The sequence below is a fragment of the Iningainema tapete BLCC-T55 genome (assembly GCF_014698965.1).
Classification (GTDB): domain Bacteria; phylum Cyanobacteriota; class Cyanobacteriia; order Cyanobacteriales; family Nostocaceae; genus Iningainema; species Iningainema tapete.
This window is the reverse complement of the sequence record NZ_JACXAE010000067.1, coordinates 57377-80554: the sequence shown is the minus strand read 5'-3', so window position 1 is coordinate 80554 and position 23178 is coordinate 57377. Positions and strand designations below refer to the sequence as shown.

The window sequence follows — 23178 nt, the reverse complement described above, 5'->3', positions numbered from 1 at the left end:
ACCTCGTTCCCAGTCTCCGACTGGGAATGCGTATTGGGAGGCTCTGCCTCGCGTGTAAGAGTAGAATGAAAACAAAAGAACGATAAATTATGATAAACCTATATGAAAGTGTCATTAACTCCAGAACTTGAGCAGTTTATACAAAGTCAAGTAGAAAGTGGTAAATACAAGTCTCCGGAAGAAGTGATTATTGCGAGCATCACCTTATTAGAGGTATGGGAGCGCATGTACAAGGAGCACTTTGAAGGATTACGAAAGGAAGCAAAAGGCTGGATGCCCGGTTTTTTTGAGGAAGTAATAGGAGGTTGGGTTGGAGAACCGCTACAAAGGGCTACAGATTGAGGATTGGGAGGAAGTGGTTGAGACTTGATGAAGTTACCGCACAAGCTGCCTCAATGAGAAACTTTGATTAACCCGTTTGGGGAGGTAGTACAAGAAGCACTGGGAATATTTTGTCCGGATGACATGGCGTTGGGGGCAGAGGCAACCAAATAAATATCCCCCTTATGCACAATCCAGCCATTCGCTTCCACAATTGGCTGCTTTTCACTAGCAGAATGCTGAGGTTTTGCTTCCCCATCTTTATAGTTTCCCGTCTGCTCATCGAGCGTTACCCATTTGGTGATAACTGCACGAGGACGCAACGGTTCTTGAGGACTCAACGGCAGTCCACCGCGTCCTGTGGTAACAAAACTACTGGTTTGCCCAGCTCTCGGAGTACAACCAGTAGCGATTTGCCGGGAGGCGTCAACCAAATTTGTGGGCAGTTGTACTACTCCTCGATTGGGGTCAACATCAGGTGTGATTAGCTCAATAGTACCGCTTAATGAAGGGTTAGTTTGCGAAATAGCTGTGATATCATTTGTTGGAAGTTGACCTGGGTCTAAATCACCAGGTCGTAACCGCTCAAGCTCAAGCCTACTTAATGGCGCGATGCCATAAATACCAGAGGCGTTAATTATAATCCTTCCACCACTACCCCTAGATGCATTGGCAGTGATGTCGCTATTTTCATTAGGAGCAGCGACGATAAAGCCGGATGGAGCATTGATATTAATGTTACCACCATCTCCACCCTGCTGTGCTGTACCTGCAGTGGTGGATATTTGACTACTACGGCGCAGTAGTAAGAGGTCTTTTACTGATATGGTAATGTTTCCCCCATTACCTGATGTAGTTTGCGAGATAATTTGTCCTTGGTCAAGACGAAGAGAATCTGTTTGAATTTGAGCATCACCTGCGCTTCCAAGTCCTGTGCTGCTACTACTTATCTGTGCGCCATCTTTGACAGTCAACTGCCCAGTTGTAATCATCAAATTTCCGGCGTCTCCTACACCCGTGGATCGAGTTGACAAAAGGCTGGGCTGACCATTGGTTGAAGTGCCGATGAGATCCACCGAGTTAGAGGCTCTCACTATTACGCTTCCTCCTCGTCTTTCGCCTGCAGTACCTGCAGACACCAATGCTCCATCTAAGACTTGCAACTTCTGAGTTTCAATTGTCAATTCTCCGGCAGAACCAGTACTTCCGCTAGTGGTTCCAACAAACAAGCCGCTATTGAGACCATTTAGCGATGTTCCAATCAGTTGCACTGACTCAGAAGCTTTCACACTTAACGTCCCTCCCAGTTGAGCTGATCCTAAAGTAAGAGCAGAGGCTCTTGCTCCATCCCGGATAATTAACTGCCTCGTTTCAATTGTCAATTCTCCAGCTTTGCCGGAACCTTCACCTTGAGCAAACAGACCACTGGCTTCAAGATCATCTGCTGATGTTCCAATCAGTTGTACTGAATCAGAGGCTCTTACAACTAACTTACCTGCTTGTCCCGAACTAGTACTAGTACTAGAAGTTGAGACTCGTGCTCCACCTGTTACAATCAATCGCCCAGTGTCAATGCTCACCGAACCAGCATCTCCGGCACTGTCAGTTTGAGCTAGTATACTGCTAACATTCTCACTATCTGCCTGTGTTCCACTCAGTTCCACAGAATCAGAGGCTCTTACAGTTACAGTCCCCCCCGATCCAGAGCTAGAAGTACCAGCTGCTACCTGAGCTCCATCTCGGATAATTAATTTCCCAGTCTCAATTGTCAAGTTCCCGCCAGTTCCAGCATCTTTAGTCCCAGCCAAAAGGCGGCTTCCTCCGATTACTTCCACTAACTCGGAGGCGCGGACGGCAAGTGTCCCTCCTAATCTCACTCCTTTGTTGTTATTAGCTAAAATATCTGAACGATCAGCAATTGTGACACGTCTACCTGAAATTTGGATATAGCCTGGGTCATATTGATCATGACTGACATCAACTTTAGCTCCTTTTGTTATGAATATATCTGCAAGTTGCACATTCTGGGGAAAACTTAGACCTTGGTTTTTGCCCTCAACATTTAGCCCTACCGTTCCTGCTCCTGCCAATCCTCCCAACTCTATTCTACTACTAGGAGCAAACATTTGCCCTCCTTCTACATTTACGTTACCACCTACCAACAACAAACTTTGATTAGCTGAAATTCCCACTGTAGATTGATAGGTAATCGGTTGATTGGCAATTTGATTGAATAGCAAAGCTGAAGGGTTGACTACCAGAAGTGGGGGAGAATCAGGAGCCGAGGCGCTGAAGAAACCTTGATCGCCAAACCTGATAGTATTAGCTGTTGTCCCTACAAACGAACCGCCTAAAGCGAGTTTGGCATCTTTACCAAAGATAATCCCATTGGGATTAATTAGGAACAGGTTAGCACCACCAGTTACACCAAGCGTACCGAGAATCTCAGAGCGGCTACCTCCCGTCACTCGACTAATAATGTTTTTAATGCCAGAAGGATTCCTAAAAAGGACTTGTTTTCCTACATCAATGTTAAACTGTTCAAAACTGTGGAATAAATTGACACCCCTTCTGGCTCCACCATCTATCTGGTCAATGGGCGAGTTAGGAGCAAAAGGTCTAAGGACAGAACTTTCATTTCCAAGGGTTTGATCAGGTATGATCTCAGCTTTAGCCCAATCATTGGCTCCTGCGCTCGCCCCAACTAAAGCTAATAAACTTGCCAACCCCAACTGCCACCACTGATGAAGAAAGCTTTGAGAGAACATGGGAAAAGTCTCCTGAAGACAAAGTTGATGCCACTACGAGGGAAATGATGTCTCAGCTTTAGACAATAATAATGTTAAGGCTAGGGATAAAATTCGATCCCGGCTGCAAGGACGCGAACTGAATTTGATTGAATAACAGTGCATTAGATCTGCTATCAAACGTGAACTTGTTCAATTCGTCTTGCTGGATGCCGAACCCCCTAGCTAAAACCTGAATCTTATCCCCTTCTTCATATTTAAAGTCTGTGATGCTATCAATGCCATTAAATGGGGAGGAGAAGACAAATGTATCAGCACCAGCACCGCCTGTAAGGATGTCGCTACCAGAACCCCCATCTAGGATATCGTCACCAGCACCGCCCTCGAGAATGTCGTTGCCAGCCTCACCAACCAAAACATCCTTGTCGCCATAGCCCAGCAAGTAGTCATTGCCATCGTCGCCAATTAAAAAGTTCTTACCTGCATTACCCTCAATTCGATTGTCTAGGGCATTACCTAAGCCACCGATATCATCGCTACCTAAGAGAATTAAGTTCTCTAGGTTGGCACCCAATCTGTAGTTGGCAGAAGATTGAACTGTATCCGTTCCTTCATTCAAGTACTCTATAATCGGATCGCCTAAGTCTCCAAATACTGGGTTATTGTCCACAATATAGGTGTCGTTGCCAGGTCCACCGATTAGGGTGTCACTAGATATGTCTCTACCATCAAGGATGTCATTGCCTGCTCCGCCATACAACACGTTGTTAAGACCTTCGCCGCCATTTAAATAATCATTACCACCACCACCATATAGTTCGTCGGTGTTTGCACCACCGTAAAGGCTATCATCCCCCGTCCCACCATACAAAATGTCTTTAGCATCGTAGCCGTAAATTATATCATTACCAGACCTACCATATATAATGTCGTTTGCCGAAGTCCCATTTATTATGTCAGAACCTGTGGTGCCGAAGATATACTCAATTTCTCCTGAATTAGGCGAAAAATCATTTGGGCTTTGCGCACCGGAATTTATAGGTTGAGGGATGATGTCTTGAGTCACAGGGACAATACTGTAAACTCTATCCTCATTTATAGCAAAGTTGTTAATAATGTCATAATTATCACTACTCCAAACATGCACTTCATGGATATATAAATCAACAGTATGGACATCGACGATATGAGTTACATTATTGAAGACAAAATTATCAGCACCACCAAGACCATCAAAAGTATCATTACCCTGATCGCCGAAGAAATTATCACTTTCTGGAGTTCCTATCAGATAGTTATCATTGAAGTCTCCGCTGATATTTGCCATGTCTATTGCTCCTTGTCAAACTATAGTGAGCGGGCAAAATTAAGTTACTGTAGAGTACGTACAACTAAACCTGGCATTAATACTATTATGCAACGCCGCGTTAAGAATAGCAGTAGATACACAGTTGTGTTACACAAAAGTTTAATAGCCTCTATCTAATACTCACTTTCACAAGCGAGTTTTACGAAAAACTACCTGCATCTTTACAAAAATTCATTATCCGGTTCATTAGCGAATAGACTTTAAACTCTCAGCTTTTTGCACGAAGAAATCAGTAAAAATACTCATAATAGTACGCTGACGCAATTTAATATTCGCATTGATCGACATTCCCGATTGCAATATTAGTTGACGATTATTACTCAACATCGCCTGTTTATCCAAGCGGACTTTCGCCGGAAAACGGTGGTAAGGATAAACTTGATCTGGAGGTAGTGCATCAGAACCAATCGTTAGGAGTTCGCCTTTGATATCGCCATACTCTTGAAAGGGGAAGGAATCAATTCGCACATCGACTTTCTGCCCTTCTTTAACAAAGCCGATATCCCGGTTAGTAATGTAGACTTTGGCAATGAGGTTATCTTTGGGAACGATTTTGAGAATTGGTTCGCTGGAGTTAACCACAAACCCCGGTGTTTTAGCTTTCAGTTCAAAAACGGTTCCATCCACGGGAGAGGTAATTTTCTGATATTTCAGGTTGACGATCGCCTTACTTAACTCACTATCGATTTGACTTATCTGACTATTTATCTCATAGATACGCTTTTGGTTATCCACAATTACCTTTGTTAACTGGCTGTCGATTTCGGCTATGCTTTTGTCGTTAGTGGTAATGCGAGCCAACAATTCTTCTTGGGAAAGTGCAGCGGTATTGCTCAGTTTTTCTTTTGCTTGAGCGATCGCCAATTTTAATCGCTGTTGTTCTTTAGTCAGTCTGTTAATTTCTGCTTGTTTGCTTTCAACATCCTGCTGCTGTTTGAGTACCTGCACTCTAGAAATAGCTCCCTCCCTTGCCACCAACTCCAAACGACTAAGAATGTCTTGATTAATAGCCAGCGTCTGTTTGGCACTAACTAACTGTACCTGAGTTTGATGCAATTGCTCTTGTGTTTGTCCGATTTCAAGAGAAGCAACCTGTAAGCGAGACTGTAATTCCAACTGACGACTTTGCAAACGTAACTTTTGCTCTGGGCTAAGAGTCACTCCCGCAGTAGAACCCCTTAACTGCGCCCGGTAAAGTTGGTTTTCTGATGCGATCGCAGCTCGACTTTTAGTCAAAAATGCCAATTGTGGGGAAATTTTCAGTAGATTCGCATGTTGAGCAACCAACTCTGGGGAGGTTGCGCCTTTAACCTGGTTGCGGTAAAATGCATTTTCTTGCTCCAAAGCCTGTTTTTCCTGCAACCGGGCAACGCGGCTTTTCTTCAGTGATTCTAGTTCCGCATGGGTTGTGGTTTGTTCTAGACTAATAAGTGTTTCACCTTTTTTGACTTGTTCACCGTCTTTGACGTGAATCAGCTTGACAACACCGCCGACAGGAGCTTGAATATCGGTGACTGGTGCTTTCGGTTCCAACTTCCCATTGACAGGAATGGATTCATCTATTTTGAATACCGAAGCCCAAATTATGGTAAAAGTAGTTACACCAACAATTCCCCAGGCTATAGTCCGCGACCACATAGGAGATTGTTGTAGAAGAACAGGTTGGTCAAAGTCATATTGAATAGTCATATCTATTTTGGATTTTAGATTTTTTTACCCTCTTTCCCAGACTCAGCCTGGGAATATAGTCCAAGAGGCTCTGCCTCGCGTGTTGAAAAGATTGGCTGAGTAGGTCAAAATGGGAGGCGGAGCCTCCCGAAAGGCGTTCCCAGGCTGAGCCTGGGAACGAGAAATGACTAAATTTGGGCTTCTTGTTGTTGATAAAGACAGTAGTAGTAACCTTTGAGCGCCATTAATTCTGCGTGGGTTCCTTGTTCTACCACTGCGCCTGAGTCCATCATCAGGATGGTGTCGGCATTACGGATAGTACTTAATCTATGAGTAATAAAAAACACTGTTTTTCCTTGGAATGCTGCGGCTAGGTTGCGGCAGACTTGTGCCTCTGCGTTGTAGTCAAGGGCACTAGTGGCTTCATCAAGGATGAGCAGTTGGGGATTTTGCAGGACAGTACGAGCTATGGCAATCCTTTGTTTTTGTCCGCCAGACAATCCAGAACCCCGCTCACCTACAGAGGTGTTGTAGCCGTTGGGCAGGTTCATAATAAAGTCGTGGGCATAAGCAACCTTGGCTGCAGCAATTATTTCTTCATCGCTAGCGTCTGGACATGCTAAAGCGATGTTTTCCCGCACCGTACCGTCGAATAATAGTGTATCTTGTAACACAAATCCAATTTGACGCCGCAGGGAGTACAGTTCCACTTTGCTGATGTCATAACCATCAATCAAGATTTTCCCAGACTTGGGTTCATAAAGTCTGGGTAGCAATTTTAGCAGTGTACTTTTTCCAGAACCGCTCTGACCGACAATACCCACAAAGGAACCAGCTGGGAAGTCCAAGTTGATGTTGCTTAGTTGCAATGGACCATTAGCACGGAAGCTAAAAGAAATATTTTCATACCGGACGTTACCAGTAATTGCGGGCATGACGATGTTTTGCTTGTCGCCTATCTCTGTTTCTTGAGGCGTGTCTAGAATATCGCTCAGTCGTTGTAGCGACAGGGCAACTTGTTGGAAGTTCTGCCACAGTTGCACTAGGCGCAATAGGGGACTGGTAACATAGCCGGAAATGATGCGGAAGGCGATGAGTTGCCCTAAAGTGAATACGCCATTACTCGTTAGGACGAGATACGCTCCCACCCACAGCACTAGTAAACTAGAAAGCTTGTTCAGGAAGTTGCTCACCGAACCGGCAGTCGTTTGGGTAGAGATAGTTTTGAATCCGGCGCTGATGTAGCGGGCATAGCGTTCTTGCCATGAATAGCGCGATCGCAATTCCAAATTTTGCGCCTTGACTGTCTGCATCCCTGCCATCACTTCCACCAAGTAGGAGTGAGTCTCGGCATTGCGTTCGGCTTTCTCTTGCAATTGTCGCCGCATTACGGGTGACACGATCAGGTTGAGTAATGCGAACAATGGTACTGTCGCCAATGCTACTAATGTCAACAACCAGCTATAAATCCCCATTACGAAGATGTAGATGACCGAAAACACTGCATCCATTACCACAGTAAGGGCTGTACCTGTTAGGAACGAGCGGATATTTTCCAGTTCGCCAACTCGCGTTGCCAATTCCCCTACAGGACGGCGTTCAAAATAAGACAAAGGTAGACGCAGCAAGTGATTAATAACTTCAGAACCCAAAGATAAGTCGATGCGGTTGGTAGTATCCACAAACAATTGGGTACGAACGGCGGTTAGTACTGCTTCTACCACAGACACAACGATTAAAAAGATGCCCAAAACTTCCAAGGTGTCAGGGCTATTCCCTACTATTACTTTGTCGATAATCACTTGTGTCGCCAGGGGATTCACCAGCCCAAACACCTGGACGACAAATGAAGCAATTAACACTTCAATAAGTACCTTGCGGTGACGACGCAGTGCGGGTACAAACCATGAAAGACCAAACCGTGACTTGGGCGTTTCTTTCGTAGGTTGCAGCAACAGTACTTCTCCAACATTCCCCCAAGTTTCGGCAAAGTCACGGCACTTGCGGCGTACTAGCCCGATTTCGGGAACGGCAATGAGTAACTCTTGCTGGCTAGTTTTGTAGATGATGGCAAAACTGTCTTGCCAGGAAATCATTACGGGGGGTTGCACTCTACTGATGGCGGATGCAGGAATCTTCACCATCTGCGTTGTTAACCCCATCAATTCTGCCACCGCACCGCAAAATTGCAACGATAAACTGCCAGTGTGTGCGTACTGCTTCGTCACAACACGTTTCAGCATATCTCGCCGTTCGGGAATGTTGAAATACTGGCTTAACATCTGGAAGCAAGCTAATGCTGCATCTTGGGGACCTCTACCCCGAATGTATGGGTATTTTTCTCGTTTTGACTGCTGCTGTAAAGACGCGACATGTCGCGTCTCTACAAGAGGAATCTCTTTTGCGTAGGGAATTTCTTCATGCCAAGAATTTACTGTTGTTGGTGTGATGGGGACTGGGAGTAAAGATTTGGGTATACCCACTAAACGTAAATTTGCGCCAAACGGGAAGCGCTTCTCTACATTCTCTAGACTGCTCCCTACAGGCAATTCAGGCACATTGCTACTGCTAACAAGCCACAGAAGTTCTCGATCTTGTAGAGACGCGACATGTCGCGTCTGGTAATTTCGTGAGGATATAGTTCGTACTTTCGCTGCTTCCCAAACAGTCTGGGCAAGCTTTGCTACATCGGTGTTGCCATCAGCCCGCCGACTCATTTCTTCTAAGAGTAATTCATACACTTCTATCAGAGCGGCACGACTGTGCAACGCTTTTGCAAAAGTTGACTCCCGCTTCATTAAGTCAAGAAAATCTGTAATGGGTAAATTGAGGCAAATTACTTCTTTTGAAGCGATCGCCATCTCACAAGCAACACCCCGCAGATGACTCACCCAACCCAGAACCTCCCCTGGTTGCAACAACTTCAATGTGATCGGATTCTGCCTATTGGGTTTGTAACCCAATAAACGAGCTTGTCCTTCCAAGATAATGCTAATTTGATGCGGCATGGCTTCCCGTGTCACTATCACCTGCCCTAAGCGATAGCGCAGAAATTGTCCCTTTTTTAGCAAATTTTCTAAAACGTTTTGTGGCAAGTGATTGAAGGGAAATATACCTGCAATAAATTCTTTAATATCAAGGGTGGTGGATATCATATACTATTTTTTCCCTTGAATAATATTGAATTGGGAACGATATCAGTAGGATCGGTATTACTATCAAAAGAAGATATTAACCAACCATTTGTACCTTTATAAACTATAAATTCCCAGAAAAAAGCTGCCTTATCATGTTCCGATTGAACGTAAACAATTTGTGTTTTTTCTGTTATGGACACAGTAGCAATTACGGAATAATTTATGCATTTACCAAGCATAAAGTTGAACATCTTGTCAATGTCATTAGCCGTTTGAGTTATGGTAGTGCTAATCATAGGACTACTATGATTAGCCCATATGGTATATGCATTTTTACTACTACCAGAACAAAGCGCTTCAAATCCTTCAGTAATGATAGATAAGCTATTTGGATTGTTACTATTTTGAGTAATTTTGTTTCCTTTTTCCAATAAGTTTGAAGTTTCTTGACCATAACTAACAGTTCCTAAGCTAACAATAAAAACTGTAGTTAATAGACTAATAAAAATTGATTTACTTTTCATTTTCTACCTCCGCCTTTATCGGCTTCTAAGCTGCACCTGTCTTCTCAAGCTGTGCTGGTTTGCTTTTTACTCCCATCCAAATTTTTTCTTCCGCTGAAAGTTGACTTAGTTGTTGTTGAAACCAAGCTTCAAAATTTTCCTGAAGCAATCTTTGGTGCATAAAGTCGTCTAACTGTGCTGGAATAAGCTTTTCAACGCGGACAATTACCCACCATTCTCCAAAGGGTACGGGTGGCTGAACTATACCGGGTTGACTTGTGTAGAGCAACTGGGCAAAATTGGGAGCGATAGTACCAAATTCTACTGGACCAATGATTCCACCAGTTTGGGCTTCTAAACCAGAGGAATATTCACGCGCTAGTTCAGCTATTGACTGTTCTCCTTCTTGAATACGAAAGTATAGCTCGTTAGCAGTTCCTCTTTCTTCAGTTCTAATTAAAGAGTAAATGACTTTATCTAGCTGTCTTTTACGTTTGAGAAAGTAAGATTTGAGTTGATGTCCCCAAGTGACTTCTTTGAACTTTTCCACTCTGAACTTTCGCGTTGCCAAAAGTTCTAACTCCTCTTGAGTTAAACCGTAACGAGATCGCCAATCTTGTCTTTTCTCTTGGCTTGTCAAATTCCAATGCTGGTAAAATTGCTCTAGTAAACGAGCCGTTTCCTCTGGTGTGCAAGTGATCGGCGCGATCGCCGAGTCGATAATGCTCTCGCATAACAATTGAGGAATGATGTTGTAACTAGCCAGTAAAGGAATAATTTCAGAAGCCGCGAGTACGCGATTACCAATTTGTAGAACTGCGCTCATATACGTGCAAATACTTGTATTGTGGTAATTTTGCAGGGAAGCGGCAACCAAGTATGGCGTACCGCTTATATCCACTACACATGCTTGAAAGCATTGTTTTGCAATGCTTTCAAGTACTTATCACTCAGTTAACCTTTTACTATTACAGGTTTCAACTGATACTCAACCTACAACTGCTGCTGCACCAGTAGAGAAGTTCTCGAAGGTCAAGGTATACGATGTATCACCACTGAACTGATAGACTTGGAGGAAGTAGTCACCAGCATCATCTAAGGTGATAGTGTCCGGGCTAATCCCACCTCTTGTAGAGCGCAAGAGTACTTCGCCCTCGTCAACGATGCGATTTCTGTTACTATCATGGATCACTTCGATATCAGCATCAGAGTTTAGTTCGTCAAGGCGAATATTGGTTCGCTCAAAAAATCCGAGAGAGAAGGCATAGACATCAGAAGTGTCACTATTACCTACAAAACCATAGAAGGTGCGATTCTCCGACGGTGACAGATCCCCGACTTGAGTTTCAATCGGGAGAAGGTTACTGGGATCGGCAGTAGACAAGGATAAACGGTAAGAGGCATCGCCTGAACTGCCTGGACCAAAGCGATAGACTTGGGCAAAATAGATACCGGCTGGTTGATCGGCAACATTAATCGAGTCATCTGCGTTACCTCCCCGATAAGAACCTGAAACGAACTCATCGACTCCCACGTCCAAGTCACCGTTACCGTTAGTGTCTCGATACAGTTGCATATCGACATCATCGCCTTCAGTGATTCTCGTCAAAGCCAGGTTGATGTTATCGGGACTTTCAAGGTTGAACTGATAGACATTAGTAGGCTCTGCTTCCGTTACAGTGCCTCTGCGGTTACGAGGAGTACCTTCAGAGGACAGAGTAGGGATAATAATTTCAGCCATTTTTCCTTCCTTTAAGTGTTACAAGTCGTTAGAAAATTCACAAGAGTCTGAATCGTGACAACCTAAACAGAAGATTCAACAAAGCGTGTTTTGTAACTTATGTTGTCCTCGGCATCTTGGTGTCACATCTATCCATACGTGCCTTGCTGATGTCTATGCAGGGTTTTGTTTCCTGGGACAAAAGTTGTAAGATTACTTAATAATTGAGATGAATATATAGCATTCTATTTCCCAAGTGAAAATCTACTGCTTAAGAAGCCCGGTAACTGTTACGAAACCGGGCTTCTAATTGCTCACAAATGATTTATGACTGCTATATAAGGATGAGCTAAAACCATTTACCAAATAGAACAAAAGCTGCCCAATAACCCGGACGGCTGTTGAGAGCAGGTAGCCTTAGAAGTTGAGTGATTCTCCAGCAAGGACTTCCTGCATATACTCGCGAGTATCTTGATTCGGCTCCCGGCTCAATGCCCTTGCAAGCAAGTTCTCTGCTTCCTCTGGCCAGCTTTGCCGCTCCCAATTAGCCAGAACACGAATTGCCATATTACGATTGCGCGTCACAGGACTCTGTAAGCCAGCACTGATTAAAGACCATCCTTTGCCCGGAAAGCGATGGAGGTCTTGTAGAATGAAGTCGAGTTCACGGTGATGGGCAAACTCTGGATCGAGTCCTAAGTCATCAGTCGGTCCACTGGCAATCTGCTCAAGGGGAAGCCGTTGAAGAGCCAAGGCAATTACGCGCTCAACCCGCTCCGAGTCATTGGTTTGCATAACGAAATACCAATGGGGTTCTCCTTGCTGCAAGCGTTCAAAGTACACCTCCCAAATGTCCATGCCGAGTGCTTTCGCCGCCTGAGTAGCAGTGGCAAATGTACGAGCATCGGGACTGGCTAAGGCTGCATTGACTTGTTCGTGCCAATTGGAACGCGACAAGATGACCTCAATAAACTCCAGCATCACCGTGCGGTGGAAAGACCAACCCAAAGTAGAGTCATGAACGACTCCATCTTCCTCATTGAGAAACTCTCGAATTGTTTGTACTACCACAAACTGCTCTAGAGTTATGTCGCGATCGCACAGGAGTTGCAAGTAGCGCTTGGTGACTGCTGCTGCATCTGGGTAGTCCTGCACATCCTCTGCAGGTCCACCACGTCCTTCTATCAAAGTACTCAGAATCTCACCAGCGCCTTCAAGCAAAGCATCATCCGGGTCTGGCTGCTCAAGCGCTAAGAGCAAATTACCAGTAGTTGCACAAATGCAGGCAGTGTATTCATACATCACATCGTTGCGGTAGCCGAATCGCAGCATCCATCCCTGAATTTGCGGGTTTCGAGTTTGGCACAGACGCTCAATAATCTGAATGCGCCCCCAACCCGTCACGTGCTGCGCTAATTCCCACAGACTAATTTCAGCGTTATCTTCCATACAAAGCAAGGCTACAACGACGTAGAGGGTAAACTCCTCGTACCGCCCTAGAGTCATCAGCAACTCACGGTCCTGTTTGTTGGCAAAAAGACCAAGCAAACTAATTCCCAGTTTGACGAGTTCGCGATCAGGGGCACGGGTTGCCAGCCACCGGGCGATTTCATACAAGCCATCCGTATCAAGTTGCTGCTGCCAAACAGCTTCCAGGAGTGGGTCAATGTAGTCAATAGCACTGTGTTCCATCAGTACAGTGTAGAGGTTTCCTGCCCGCTCGCAAGTAACTTGCTGTGTCAAAGCGAGCAGAACTTCTAGAACCTGTTGAGCTATGTCTCTTGCTTCACCAGCAGAACCGTGATGTACCCAAGCACCATCCGCTCCTCCAGGCATCCAACGTAAACCTGTTTTTAACAGCACTTTGTCTTTGTCGGGAAGAGTCTGACCACCTTCACTAAGTCCTATGGCTCCTGGTTGAATATGTGCTTCGAGGTGGTCTAGAATGGCAATTCGGTCCCCCCATGGCGGTACAATGCTGAATATCTTTGGAAACTGAAAGTTATGCATATTCAATATGCTCTGACGCTCGTTTTTAAAGTTGTGTTATAAATACAGATTTTGTCAACTTAATTCAAGCCATATGAATGGCTTTACCTTTACCTCCGATTTAAGCTACAAGTTTTCTGAAAAGTACAAGTTAATGTTAAAAATCTTAACAATAAAGAGCAAAAGTAGACCATATATGGGGAGAGTATGAGTGAAAGAATCTCGTAACAACTTTAAAGGATTCTTTGAACTCGTTTAGTTTTAGCTTAAGCGGCTGCCAAAGTTGTTTTCGACTCAGTTTGAGCATCTTCCACCTTTATTGCTGGGCGTGAAATTTTTCAAGTTCCACTAACTACTTCAACTTCCTACTAATCGTAATAGTGTCCTTTTGCAGCGATTTATTGATTTTTATAGTTCGCGTATACGTGAAGCTATGTATCCAACCAGAGGAAATATCAACGGCAAATTCTGCTGCATCCTCAATTGTCAAGTTGTCAGGCAAACTTTGTATCGGAGCTTGGCGAACCAAACCCACCGTCAAGTCGTTCATTGTTTTCTCAATTATGCGCTTTGCTTCTTCAGGTAGAATCGTCTGTTTCCAAGTAACCACAGCCCTACCTAATTTTCTATCTAGGGTTTTCAGGGCAAATTCTCCACGGCTGGGGAACGATTCACCTCCCCAAGGGTTTGGTAACTTGTCTTTGTACTCAATAGGCTGGGATAGTGTGTACGTCCTACCAAGAACTAGGAATAATAATTGGGGCATCCGTATGTACACCTTTTCAATCTGTTCTTTAGTGGCAAAGGTGGATGCAATTTGAACACGCATCTTGGTAACCATCGCCTTGTCTAGTCCCAGATTTTGCAACTGTTTGATAATTGTATCAACTGCTAAAGTAGAAGTCTCCTTAATCTGTTCCCAATTCTGCACTTCCTCAATCGAACCAAGAGAGTTTATTTTAAGTATAATTGGTGATTGTAACTCATTAAGATTGTTAATCATTTGCTGGATTAATGGTTCTGTGGTTTGCTTAGAGTCAGAGAGTTTCGTTTCTCCGTAAAGCCAACGTAGAATGTAACCTTGAGCGCTAGCTTGAAGAACCTCAATTTCTAAGTTATTTCGAGTACTCGCGTTGAGCACAACCTTATTGTCTTGCAATCTTAGTCTGGTTTTGACCATTTGGTAGTGTAGTTTTTCACCAACTTTCCACTGGGGTAGCAATTCTACCGAGTTATTTGCTCCACTCGCTAATCTAGGTACGCAGAAAAGAAAAAGAAACCCCAGAGTAGTTACCACCATCACTGTGTTCCTCAATCGTCTTGCAAACATAGTTTTTTCTCCATAATTGGGAGGGCTATTACGAACAGAACTGGCTCTGCTGTATTTGTGGTGGAAAACCTTTTTTGGGCATAGAGCATAGGGCATGGGAATGCCAAATCCAGCAAAGATTTGAGCTAATTATAAGTTTTACATATCTTTATAACTACGGGAGAGCCGCATTGTAAATCTACTGTCATAGACGGCGGCAGAGCCTCAACTCGGTACCCGTTTACTAGTTGCAGTTTTGGTTAAAAATTGAACCATCAGGCATAGTTGCGCCGCACAAAGTGGTTTTCTTCATATTAGTTTTAGTCAGATTAGCATCTCTTAAGTTAGCACCCTTGAGGTTAGCATTCTTTAAATCAGCACCACTTAAGTTAGCGCTACTCAAATTAGCACCTGCTAAAAAAGCCCTATCTAGTTGAGCACTCTTCAAATTGGCGGCTTTCAAATTGGCATCTTTTAAGCTGGTATAAAACTCTGTTCTCATCCCTGTCCAGAAATCCTTGAAAACAGCTATGCTTAAGTCTGCGTCTTCTAAATTAGCTCCTTCCAGAACGGCATCTCCTAAGTTAGCTCCCTTCAATTTGGCAGCTTGAAGGTTTGCCCCAGAGAGATTTGCATAGCGCAGGTTAGTCCGAGTTTTGCTGTTTGTCGTCAAGTCAGCCCCGCGCAGAATGGCTCCCTCTAAATTGACACCTTTGAGGTTGCAACCTTCTAAGTTGGCTTTTTCCAAATTAGCACCTTTGAGATTAGCTCCCCTGAGGTTAGAACCGTTAAGATTAGCCTTCCTCAAGTTAGCTCCCTCCAATTGCGCCCCACTAAGATCGCATTCCTTACACTTATTAGTAGTTATTAATTGCTGGATGTGCTGGGGATTACCTACCGTAATTGCTTTGTTTTTTAACTCGCTTAAAACTTGAGCCTCACTACGAGTTTGAGTTGAGGATTTTAGCTTGTCGATCAGAGTAAGTCCAAATTTGCGACCTGTTATGATAGTCGTATAATTAAGGCTCTCTTGACCTTGGGCAGATGGAATTGTGTAGCCGATTTCTATCTCAGATAATTCCTTGTTTTGCATAAAAGGTGCCCCAATTAGCGCACCAAGAAGCCCGTAGCTTACAAACGCTGCTCTGTTATCTTTGTGAGATTCCAGATAATCTACGGAAACAACTTGATTGTAAGGAATTGTGATTTCTCGGGTTGCTCGCTGATTATCTAAAACATCTAGCTTTTTCCCTTCCTCTAGGTAAACTTCTAGGCGATCCTGGGTAACAGCAATCTTGCAACTGCCAGTTTGTTTGGTGTTATCAAATACAGTAGAACACTCACCTTTATCACCCGGACGCTTTTCCAGAGATATAGGAATGGAATAGCCTTTGCAACGGGAATTGTGAGGGAATTTAGAACATAAGTTGTAAATGTCTACTTCCTGCTCCTTAGCTTGACTTGGATCAGCAAAGAGAACAGCAGCAGATTGCAGTCCAATAATTCCCAGAATTGTTGCTAAGATTGATACTGATGGATAAATGTAGTTATTCAGATAAAACTTCATAGCTTCGTCAGGTTCTTTAAACCCTTCTAAAATTGTTTTAGAAATAGAGATTTTGTGAACTTAATTAAATTCACATGAATGGCTCTACTTTTACCTCTCCATACGTGCGCTGCTCTTGTCTATGCAGGGTTCCCTCTCCTGATGCTAATGTTGTAAAGTTTCTTAACATTGGGATGGCATCACATCTTGCTCTCTCTTTCCCAGGCTCAGCCAGAGAATGCAGTCAAGTGGGCTGCTGCCTGTGCTAAATTTCGCGAGGCGGAGCCTCCAACTAAGGCGTTCCCAAGCGGAGCATGGGAACGAGTTGATTGTAGAGACGCGAAATTTCGCGTCTCTACAACCAGTTACCAATTAGAACGTAAGCAGCCCAATAACCAGGACGACTGTAGTTGGGATATTTTTGTAAAAGTGTCACTTGAGCGCGACGTAGAGCTTCCGCTTTTGTGACTTTGGCAGTTGTCAACTCACGATAGAACTCTCCCATTAAAATTGCCGTGGAGCGATCGCCCACATTCCATAGACTCGCCAGTGTACTCCTTGCACCTGCACGTATACCTACCCCTGCCAAACCGAGAGTTGCCCGATTATCTCCTGCTGCTGTCTGACAAGCACTCAAGACGAGCATTTCTATAGCTTCTGGGCGTGTTTCATCTCGACGGCGCAAAAGCAAATCAAAATCGCTCACATTAATTGGACCATCCGCAGTCAAAATAAATGTATCTTCAGAACGAGAACTAAACTGTCCGTGGGTTGCCAAGTGAACCACATTAAACCCAGAGGCATTAATCTTACCTTGCAGTGTCTTACTTGTAAAATTTTGGTTTAAAAGTTTTGTAGTTGAAACTCCTGAGCGAGCAATCAAGTTAAACTCAGATATAATTTCCGGTAGAGGTGGAAACTGTGGAAAATTGGGTGGCGGTTGCACCAATCCCCCAGCAAGTACCTGCAACTTTTGCTGTGTTAAAGGCTTGGGTGTCTGTAATTGTAGTCCCAGATTTAAAGCCACAGCATATTTCTCAATCAGATACTGCTTACCGTCATAAAGTGACGCCATTGGTACACTTCGCAACGCCCCATCCAGAACAAAAACTAAAGTGTTGACTTTGCTGCGTTGTAACTCAGAGTCAATTGGTTGAATCAGCCAACTATATAGTTGTAGAGACAGAGATTGAACTTCTTCAATTGTGTCAGGTTCATTCAAGTACTGCCGCAGTTGCCCTAAAATATTTTCCACTTCCGTCTGAGATTTATTGACCGAGAAATGGCGCAAAGGAAGCTTGGGAATTTTGACAATGACTTGTAATTGGTCTGGTAAAATAATTGGATAAATAACGGCAGTGGTGGGACTATCTTGCTCTACCACTTTGTCTAATACAACCTTTGTCACATTCAAGCAGGCTTCCCGAAAGAAGTTATCTAATTCTGCTAGCTGGAGTGCTTCAATTCTTTGCCTAGCTTTGTCTAATGTTTTTTCGCTCAGCTTTTCTCCTCGTGGTTGTAACAGCAATGCTACAGATTCGCGGTAAACTGGTTCTACACTTTCCCTAAATGAAAACTGAACATCTCGATTAACTGCAACAAGATCGCTTCTGATCGACTGCAACTCTTCATAAGCCGCATCATAGGCAGCAATTGCCGCTGGAATATTGCCCTGCTGTTTGAGCAAGCGTCCCATTTGCCAATGCCAATTATAGGCGATATCCGGTGCATTCACCAATTGCGCCAACACAAGTGCCTGCTGTGTGAGCTTTTGGGCATTCTTCCATTGTTTTTCCTGCTCATACAGTTTTCCCAAAGTTCCTAGAGCATAAGATTCTGCTCGCTTATCACCCAGCGCTTTCGCTTGTTGAACTCCTGTAGCAAGCAATTGAGCAATTTTTTCAGGTGTTGAATATCGATCTGTAGGGGCACGGCACTGCCGTGCCCCTACACACTCTTTCATCAAGCTCTGAGCCAGATGAACTCTGGCATAAACTGCTACCTGACTTAGGGGGAGTTTCTCTATTTCTGTTTCTATTTGCGTTAAAATAGATGGTATTATTGCTGCTTTATTAGTCTTAATTAATACATTAATAAGATTAATTTGAGCTTGGACTTTGGTGAGTGGTGCAGGATTGGTGGCAATTACCTGATGATAGAACGCGATCGCACCCTGGTAATCTTGCTGAAGTCTGGCAGTATTTCCCAAACTCAGTAGCGTTGCACTAATTTCTGGAGTGTATTTCAACCTTTGAGCAAGTTCCAGGCTTTTGAGCAGAACTTGACGGGATTTATCCAAATCTCCGGTTAACTGAAGTGTATCACCCAGCGATCGCAACTCGACAACTTTAGTTAAAGAATCTGGCTGAGATTGCAAATCATTACTTAGTTCAGTCAAACTTGTCAAAGCACGACGGTAGAATCCCAGTACCTGCAAAGCCTGTGCTTGATTAATACGACTGCGAGTCATGCCACTTTTGTCACCAATTTGAGTATAAGTATCGATAGCTCGCTGCCATGTTTTTAAAGCTACCTCAGCTTGTCCTTGCTCTAATTGCAGCGATCCTTGAATCTCAAGCGTTTGAGCTTGAACTTGCAAGTGTTGTTTGGAATGAGTGCCCAGTAGTTGTAAACTGTTATTAATTGCTTTATTAGCTTCAGCAAACATTCCACGTTGCTGATAAACCAAAGCAAGATTACTCAAAGTCATTGCTTGCCTAAGCTTGTCTCCCAACACCTGATACTGTTGAGATACCTTTTGCAAAACTGCTTGCGCTTCTACTAACCGTCCCGCTTCAAACAGTACTTTACCCTGTTGTAATAAATCTTGTAAACTTTCTTGTGATTTAGACAAACTCTGAACTGGAACAGTCACTTGAGATTGTCCCAGAACAGGTGAAATGATCAAAACTATAAAAACTGTTACTAGCGTCAGTAGGAAATAAGTTTTGTAATACGCCCGCCCACACCCTATTCGTGTGAGGCTAATTGTGCGAAGCCTGCCAGCTCCGGCTATAAATTTAAAGCCGGAGCTGGCAAACTTTGTACGTGTAGCCACACCCTTGAGGGTGTTGGCTAAAAAGTGACATACTCCCAAGTAGAAGCGTTTTCCTACCATCTTGGTTTTTCTCTCTCATACCTAGATCCCCGACTTCTTAGAGAAGTCGGGGATCTGTGGGGATCTGTGCTTATCTTACACCAGCTTTTTCAGGAGTTTTAGCAGTAGCTGTTCCACCATTTCCAGAGCCATTTTCTCCTTTCATTTCAGAGACTTGCAAATGGGCTTCTAAGAACCACAGACGCTTATCAATAGTACGAGAAACTTCGGTGTAGAGGTCTGCTGTGTCAGCATCACCCAATTCGTCAGTTTTGTCAATCGCTTCTCTCAGGTGCTTAGCATAAGGTGCAAAGCGATCCGCTAAAGCGGTTACATGATCCATTCCTTCTAAAATATCAACAGGATATTCGGGCAGGATTGAATTCGCTGCTGCCATACGAGCTGTGCCATATGCGTATCCAGCCAAAGCTGTAATCCTTTCGGCGAACATATCGATGAATTCTTCCAATTCGCCAGCGATTTCATCAAACATTTCGTGCAACTGGAAGAAGTCTTTGCCCTTGACATTCCAGTGAGCCTGCTTTGTCTGAGTTTTTAGATCCAAACTAGCAGCTAAAGTCTGGTTTAAAACTGCAATAATCTGAGAACGCGCTTCTGCGGGAATGTCAATGCGGGTGGGGTGAAGGCGTGTTGATTGCTTGTTCTCGCTCATGATCGTACCTGAATCTTCTCATCAAGTTTACAAATATTAGTTCACCAGCGCCAACTCTCTACCGATAGATGGAATTTTTGTTTTTATAATTATAATTTTTGTAAAATACCTGTTGGTAGCTTATACCTACAAATAAATTGCTGATGAATTACTACGTTATCTATGACGGTAATTGTAACCTCTGCGTTACCTTTGTACAACTGTTGGAAACTCTAGACCAGGGTAAGTTATTTCGTTACATTCCTATGCAAGATGAGCAGTCACTCTCTCAATGGGGAATTACATCTGCTAATTGTGAGTTGGGTGTGATTTTACTAGATGCGAACGATCCCCAAAGGCGTTGGCAAGGTAGTGCAGCAGCTGAAGAAATTGGGCGATTATTACCAGCTGGTAATGTAGTTGTAGAAACTTACCGTGCTTTACCTGGAGTAAAATGGGTAGGCGATCGCATTTACGAACAAATCCGCGACAACCGCTATACCCTATTTGGTAAACGTTCCAGTACCTACGAATCTACCTACTGCCCTGATGGTAGCTGTAAGGCTAATGGTTAATGGCTAATTGTTCATTGCAATTAGCCATTAGCAATTAGCCATTAACCTTCCCCAAACACCGAATCAGTATTAAAAACTTCCAGTACTTTTTGGCAAAACTGTTTTAGCTTTTCCTTGACTTCTAGTGCTGGCTGTGTTGCACCAACAACTTGCCAGTTTTCCACTGTAGAAAGTCGCCACTGTTCGCCCAGATGGTTAAAGCCAGCTATCTCCACACCGATAGCACGACGTGAATTATTGAGTTCGTCTTGGTAAAAACGGATTTGAATCAAGATACTACGGCTGCGCCAAGATTTGCTGATTCCCGGAAAGTGAAAGCCTATATCTATTGAATCTGGATCGACTAACTCCCTGGTTTGCGGATCGTTTTTCCACGGTTTGAGATCTGACTTTGCATCAGGGAACTCGAATTTAAATAGATTAACTACTGTAGCAATTTTGCTGGCGAATTCAAGGTTTGTTGCCATCTCAGCTGCGTTCACGAAAAATACTCCTATTTTGGGATCGACGAATTTTAGATGTGAGCAGAGAAAAACCGCCAGAATGCTGTTTAGCTGATGAACATATTGAGTAATTATACTGAAAATTTTCCGTTTCGATGCGTCCATTCCTCTTTTAATGGAAAATATTTGGGTGCTAGCGACGGATTTTCAGCAAAATCCGTTGCTAGCAAGAACGATAAAATACCCTTGCGATCTAAAATGACACTGTTAATTACTCTAATAAATAATTTCAGCATATGGCGCGTCAACGCTCATTTTTGTCACTGATTCTAGTTTTGTTGGCAACATTCCTGATTAGTTGTGGTAATCCTACCACTGCGAAAGCACCTCCAACCTACACTACTGCTCAGTTGGAGAAGATTCAGGAATATGTACCAAATATTTTAGCTGTACGCGATCGCGCTTCGGAATTACAGCAACTCATCCAAACCCAACAATGGATCAAGGTGGGCAACTTTATACATGGTCCCATGGCAGAAGCAAGGCTATCAATGAATTACCTCAGTGCCAATCTTCTCGAACGGGATCAAACCGCAGCACGTAAAGTAGCGCGGGAGTTGTTTGACGACTTAGTTAAAATTGATTCTGCGGCTGATACAGCTAACAAAATATCTGCCCTGAATAATTCCGAAAAAGCTTTTGCGGATATTGACAAATTTCTCAAACTACTTCCCCAAACCACTACTCAATCACAAGCAAGTTAAGAGTTAATAATGAAGAAAGAAGATAAAAATTTCTTCTTTCTTTTTTACGCTTGCTATGAATGTAGTCATCATCGGTTGTGGTGTAGTTGGGGCGGCGGTTGCCTATGAATTATGCCAAGTCAAAGGTTTAAAAATTACGGTTGTGGACAAACAACCACCCGCACAAGCTTCTACAGGCGCGGCGCTAGGCGTTTTGATGGGTGTCATTAGCCATAAAATCAAAGGTAATGCTTGGCGAATGCGACACACTAGCATTCAACGCTATGAAACCTTGATTCCCGAACTAGAAGCTAAAAGTGGACTTCATATCCCTTTCAATCGGCAGGGCATTCTCATGCTACTGTTACCCTCCAACCCCTCTTTACAAGGGGGGCAAGCACCCCCCAACCCCCCTTATGAAGGGGGGCTTGAAGAGATTTCTAAGTGGGAGAAGTTAGTTGAAGTTCGGCAGGCTCAAGGTTTACCTCTGGAAATTTGGTCCAAGGCAAAACTTCAGCAAATCTGTCCTCAGATAGATGACGAAGAAATTACTAGTGCTGTATACTCTCCAAGCGATCGCCAAGTAGATCCCACAGCACTAACATTGGCTTTAGTTGAAGCAGCAAAGCAGCAGGGTGTGACATTCAAATTTGGGGTTGATGTTTTGGGCGGAGTGGGGGATCTCTTGAGTAGGGGAGTAGGGGAGGAGGGGAGTAGGGGAGAGGTAAATCTGACTCAGGTACTTTCAACAGAGGGAAAAATCGCCGCAGATTGGTTTGTAATTGCAGCAGGATTGGGTTCCCACGCATTAACGACACAATTAAACCAGATAGTGGATATCCGCCCTGTACTAGGACAAGCATTGCACTTAAGGCTAAATTATCCGTTAGGAAATCCTGACTTTCAACCAGTAATCACAGGTAATGATGTCCACATAGTACCCGTCGGAGGTGGAAATTACTGGGTGGGCGCAACAGTTGAATTTCCCTCCGACACAATGGAAATACCAAAAGACATTCAATTGCTAGAATCCGTCAAACAACAAGCTCTAACCTATTGTCCAGACTTAGCATTTGCCACTACAATTCGTACATGGTCAGGATTGCGTCCCCGCCCAGAAAAACGCCCCGCCCCAATTATTGATAAACTCCCAGGATATAATAACGTCCTCCTCGCCACCGGACACTATCGCAACGGCGTTTTACTCGCACCTGCCACAGCGATCGCAATTCGTGAGATGATCTCTAACAATACCAATTGAAGAAGGCAGGAGGCAGGAGGCAGGAGGCAGAAGGAGCGATTTGTCCTTAATTCCCAAGGAGTCTAAATCCCTTCATAATTTTTTCCTTCTGCCCTCTG

17 protein-coding genes are annotated in these 23178 nt (G+C 43.9%); 4 read left to right on the top strand and 13 right to left on the bottom strand.

All coding sequences use genetic code 11. The annotated features are described in order from the left end of the window. Positions 1-102: 102 nt before the first annotated feature. Positions 103-342, top strand: a complete 240-nt coding sequence (locus ICL16_RS19855; RefSeq protein WP_190831038.1) for a ribbon-helix-helix domain-containing protein — start codon at positions 103-105, stop codon at positions 340-342. A gap of 50 nt (positions 343-392) precedes the next feature. Here the strand turns inward: ICL16_RS19855 and ICL16_RS19850 are convergent, their stop codons facing one another. From ICL16_RS19850 to dps, 12 genes are all read right to left on the bottom strand, one after another. Beyond that, a complete protein-coding gene (locus ICL16_RS19850) occupies positions 393-3089 on the bottom strand; it encodes a beta strand repeat-containing protein (RefSeq protein ID WP_190831036.1) in 2697 nt (898 codons plus the stop codon). Between the two features lie 58 nt (positions 3090-3147). Further along, positions 3148-4395 carry a calcium-binding protein gene (locus ICL16_RS19845; protein WP_190831035.1) on the bottom strand — a complete coding sequence of 416 codons (1248 nt, stop codon included), beginning with the start codon at positions 4393-4395 and terminating at the stop codon, positions 3148-3150. A 228-nt stretch (positions 4396-4623) separates the two neighbouring features. After that, on the bottom strand, positions 4624-6126 hold the full coding sequence (locus ICL16_RS19840) for a beta-barrel domain-containing protein (protein ID WP_190831033.1): 1503 nt from the start codon (positions 6124-6126) through the stop codon (positions 4624-4626). Between the two features lie 167 nt (positions 6127-6293). Further along, positions 6294-9260: a peptidase domain-containing ABC transporter gene (locus tag ICL16_RS19835; RefSeq protein ID WP_190831031.1), complete on the bottom strand. Its 2967-nt coding sequence runs from the start codon at positions 9258-9260 to the stop codon at positions 6294-6296. Beyond that, positions 9257-9766: a hypothetical protein gene (locus ICL16_RS19830; RefSeq protein WP_190831029.1), complete on the bottom strand. Its 510-nt coding sequence runs from the start codon at positions 9764-9766 to the stop codon at positions 9257-9259. The genes ICL16_RS19835 and ICL16_RS19830 overlap by 4 nt, the downstream gene beginning before the upstream one ends. Before the next feature lie 25 nt (positions 9767-9791). Then, the gene (locus ICL16_RS19825) at positions 9792-10571 is read right to left on the bottom strand and encodes a peptidylprolyl isomerase (protein ID WP_190831027.1); all 780 of its coding nucleotides are present in this window, start codon (positions 10569-10571) and stop codon (positions 9792-9794) included. A 162-nt stretch (positions 10572-10733) separates the two neighbouring features. After that, positions 10734-11486 carry a PPC domain-containing protein gene (locus ICL16_RS19820; RefSeq protein WP_190831025.1) on the bottom strand — a complete coding sequence of 251 codons (753 nt, stop codon included), beginning with the start codon at positions 11484-11486 and terminating at the stop codon, positions 10734-10736. A 396-nt stretch (positions 11487-11882) separates the two neighbouring features. After that, a complete protein-coding gene (locus ICL16_RS19815; protein WP_190831023.1) occupies positions 11883-13475 on the bottom strand; it encodes a hypothetical protein in 1593 nt (530 codons plus the stop codon). 331 nt (positions 13476-13806) lie between these two features. Next, positions 13807-14784 carry a hypothetical protein gene (locus tag ICL16_RS19810; RefSeq protein ID WP_190831021.1) on the bottom strand — a complete coding sequence of 326 codons (978 nt, stop codon included), beginning with the start codon at positions 14782-14784 and terminating at the stop codon, positions 13807-13809. Between the two features lie 223 nt (positions 14785-15007). Next, on the bottom strand, positions 15008-16330 hold the full coding sequence (locus ICL16_RS19805; protein WP_190831019.1) for a pentapeptide repeat-containing protein: 1323 nt from the start codon (positions 16328-16330) through the stop codon (positions 15008-15010). Between the two features lie 334 nt (positions 16331-16664). Continuing rightward, on the bottom strand, positions 16665-19427 hold the full coding sequence (locus tag ICL16_RS19800) for a CHAT domain-containing protein (protein WP_190831017.1): 2763 nt from the start codon (positions 19425-19427) through the stop codon (positions 16665-16667). 70 nt (positions 19428-19497) lie between these two features. Next, the gene (gene dps, locus ICL16_RS19795) at positions 19498-20079 is read right to left on the bottom strand and encodes a DNA starvation/stationary phase protection protein Dps (RefSeq protein ID WP_190831015.1); all 582 of its coding nucleotides are present in this window, start codon (positions 20077-20079) and stop codon (positions 19498-19500) included. Between the two features lie 143 nt (positions 20080-20222). Here dps and ICL16_RS19790 point away from each other — a divergent pair, with 143 nt between their 5' ends. Beyond that, positions 20223-20633, top strand: a complete 411-nt coding sequence (locus ICL16_RS19790) for a thiol-disulfide oxidoreductase DCC family protein (protein ID WP_190831013.1) — start codon at positions 20223-20225, stop codon at positions 20631-20633. 41 nt (positions 20634-20674) lie between these two features. Here the strand turns inward: ICL16_RS19790 and ICL16_RS19785 are convergent, their stop codons facing one another. Then, positions 20675-21115: a hypothetical protein gene (locus ICL16_RS19785; RefSeq protein ID WP_190831011.1), complete on the bottom strand. Its 441-nt coding sequence runs from the start codon at positions 21113-21115 to the stop codon at positions 20675-20677. A 257-nt stretch (positions 21116-21372) separates the two neighbouring features. Between ICL16_RS19785 and psbQ the strand changes: the two genes are divergently transcribed. Continuing rightward, positions 21373-21840, top strand: coding sequence for a photosystem II protein PsbQ (gene psbQ / locus ICL16_RS19780; RefSeq protein WP_190831009.1), 468 nt, complete (start codon positions 21373-21375; stop codon positions 21838-21840). Between the two features lie 55 nt (positions 21841-21895). Further along, the gene (locus ICL16_RS19775) at positions 21896-23080 is read left to right on the top strand and encodes an NAD(P)/FAD-dependent oxidoreductase (protein WP_190831007.1); all 1185 of its coding nucleotides are present in this window, start codon (positions 21896-21898) and stop codon (positions 23078-23080) included. Positions 23081-23178: the final 98 nt, after the last annotated feature.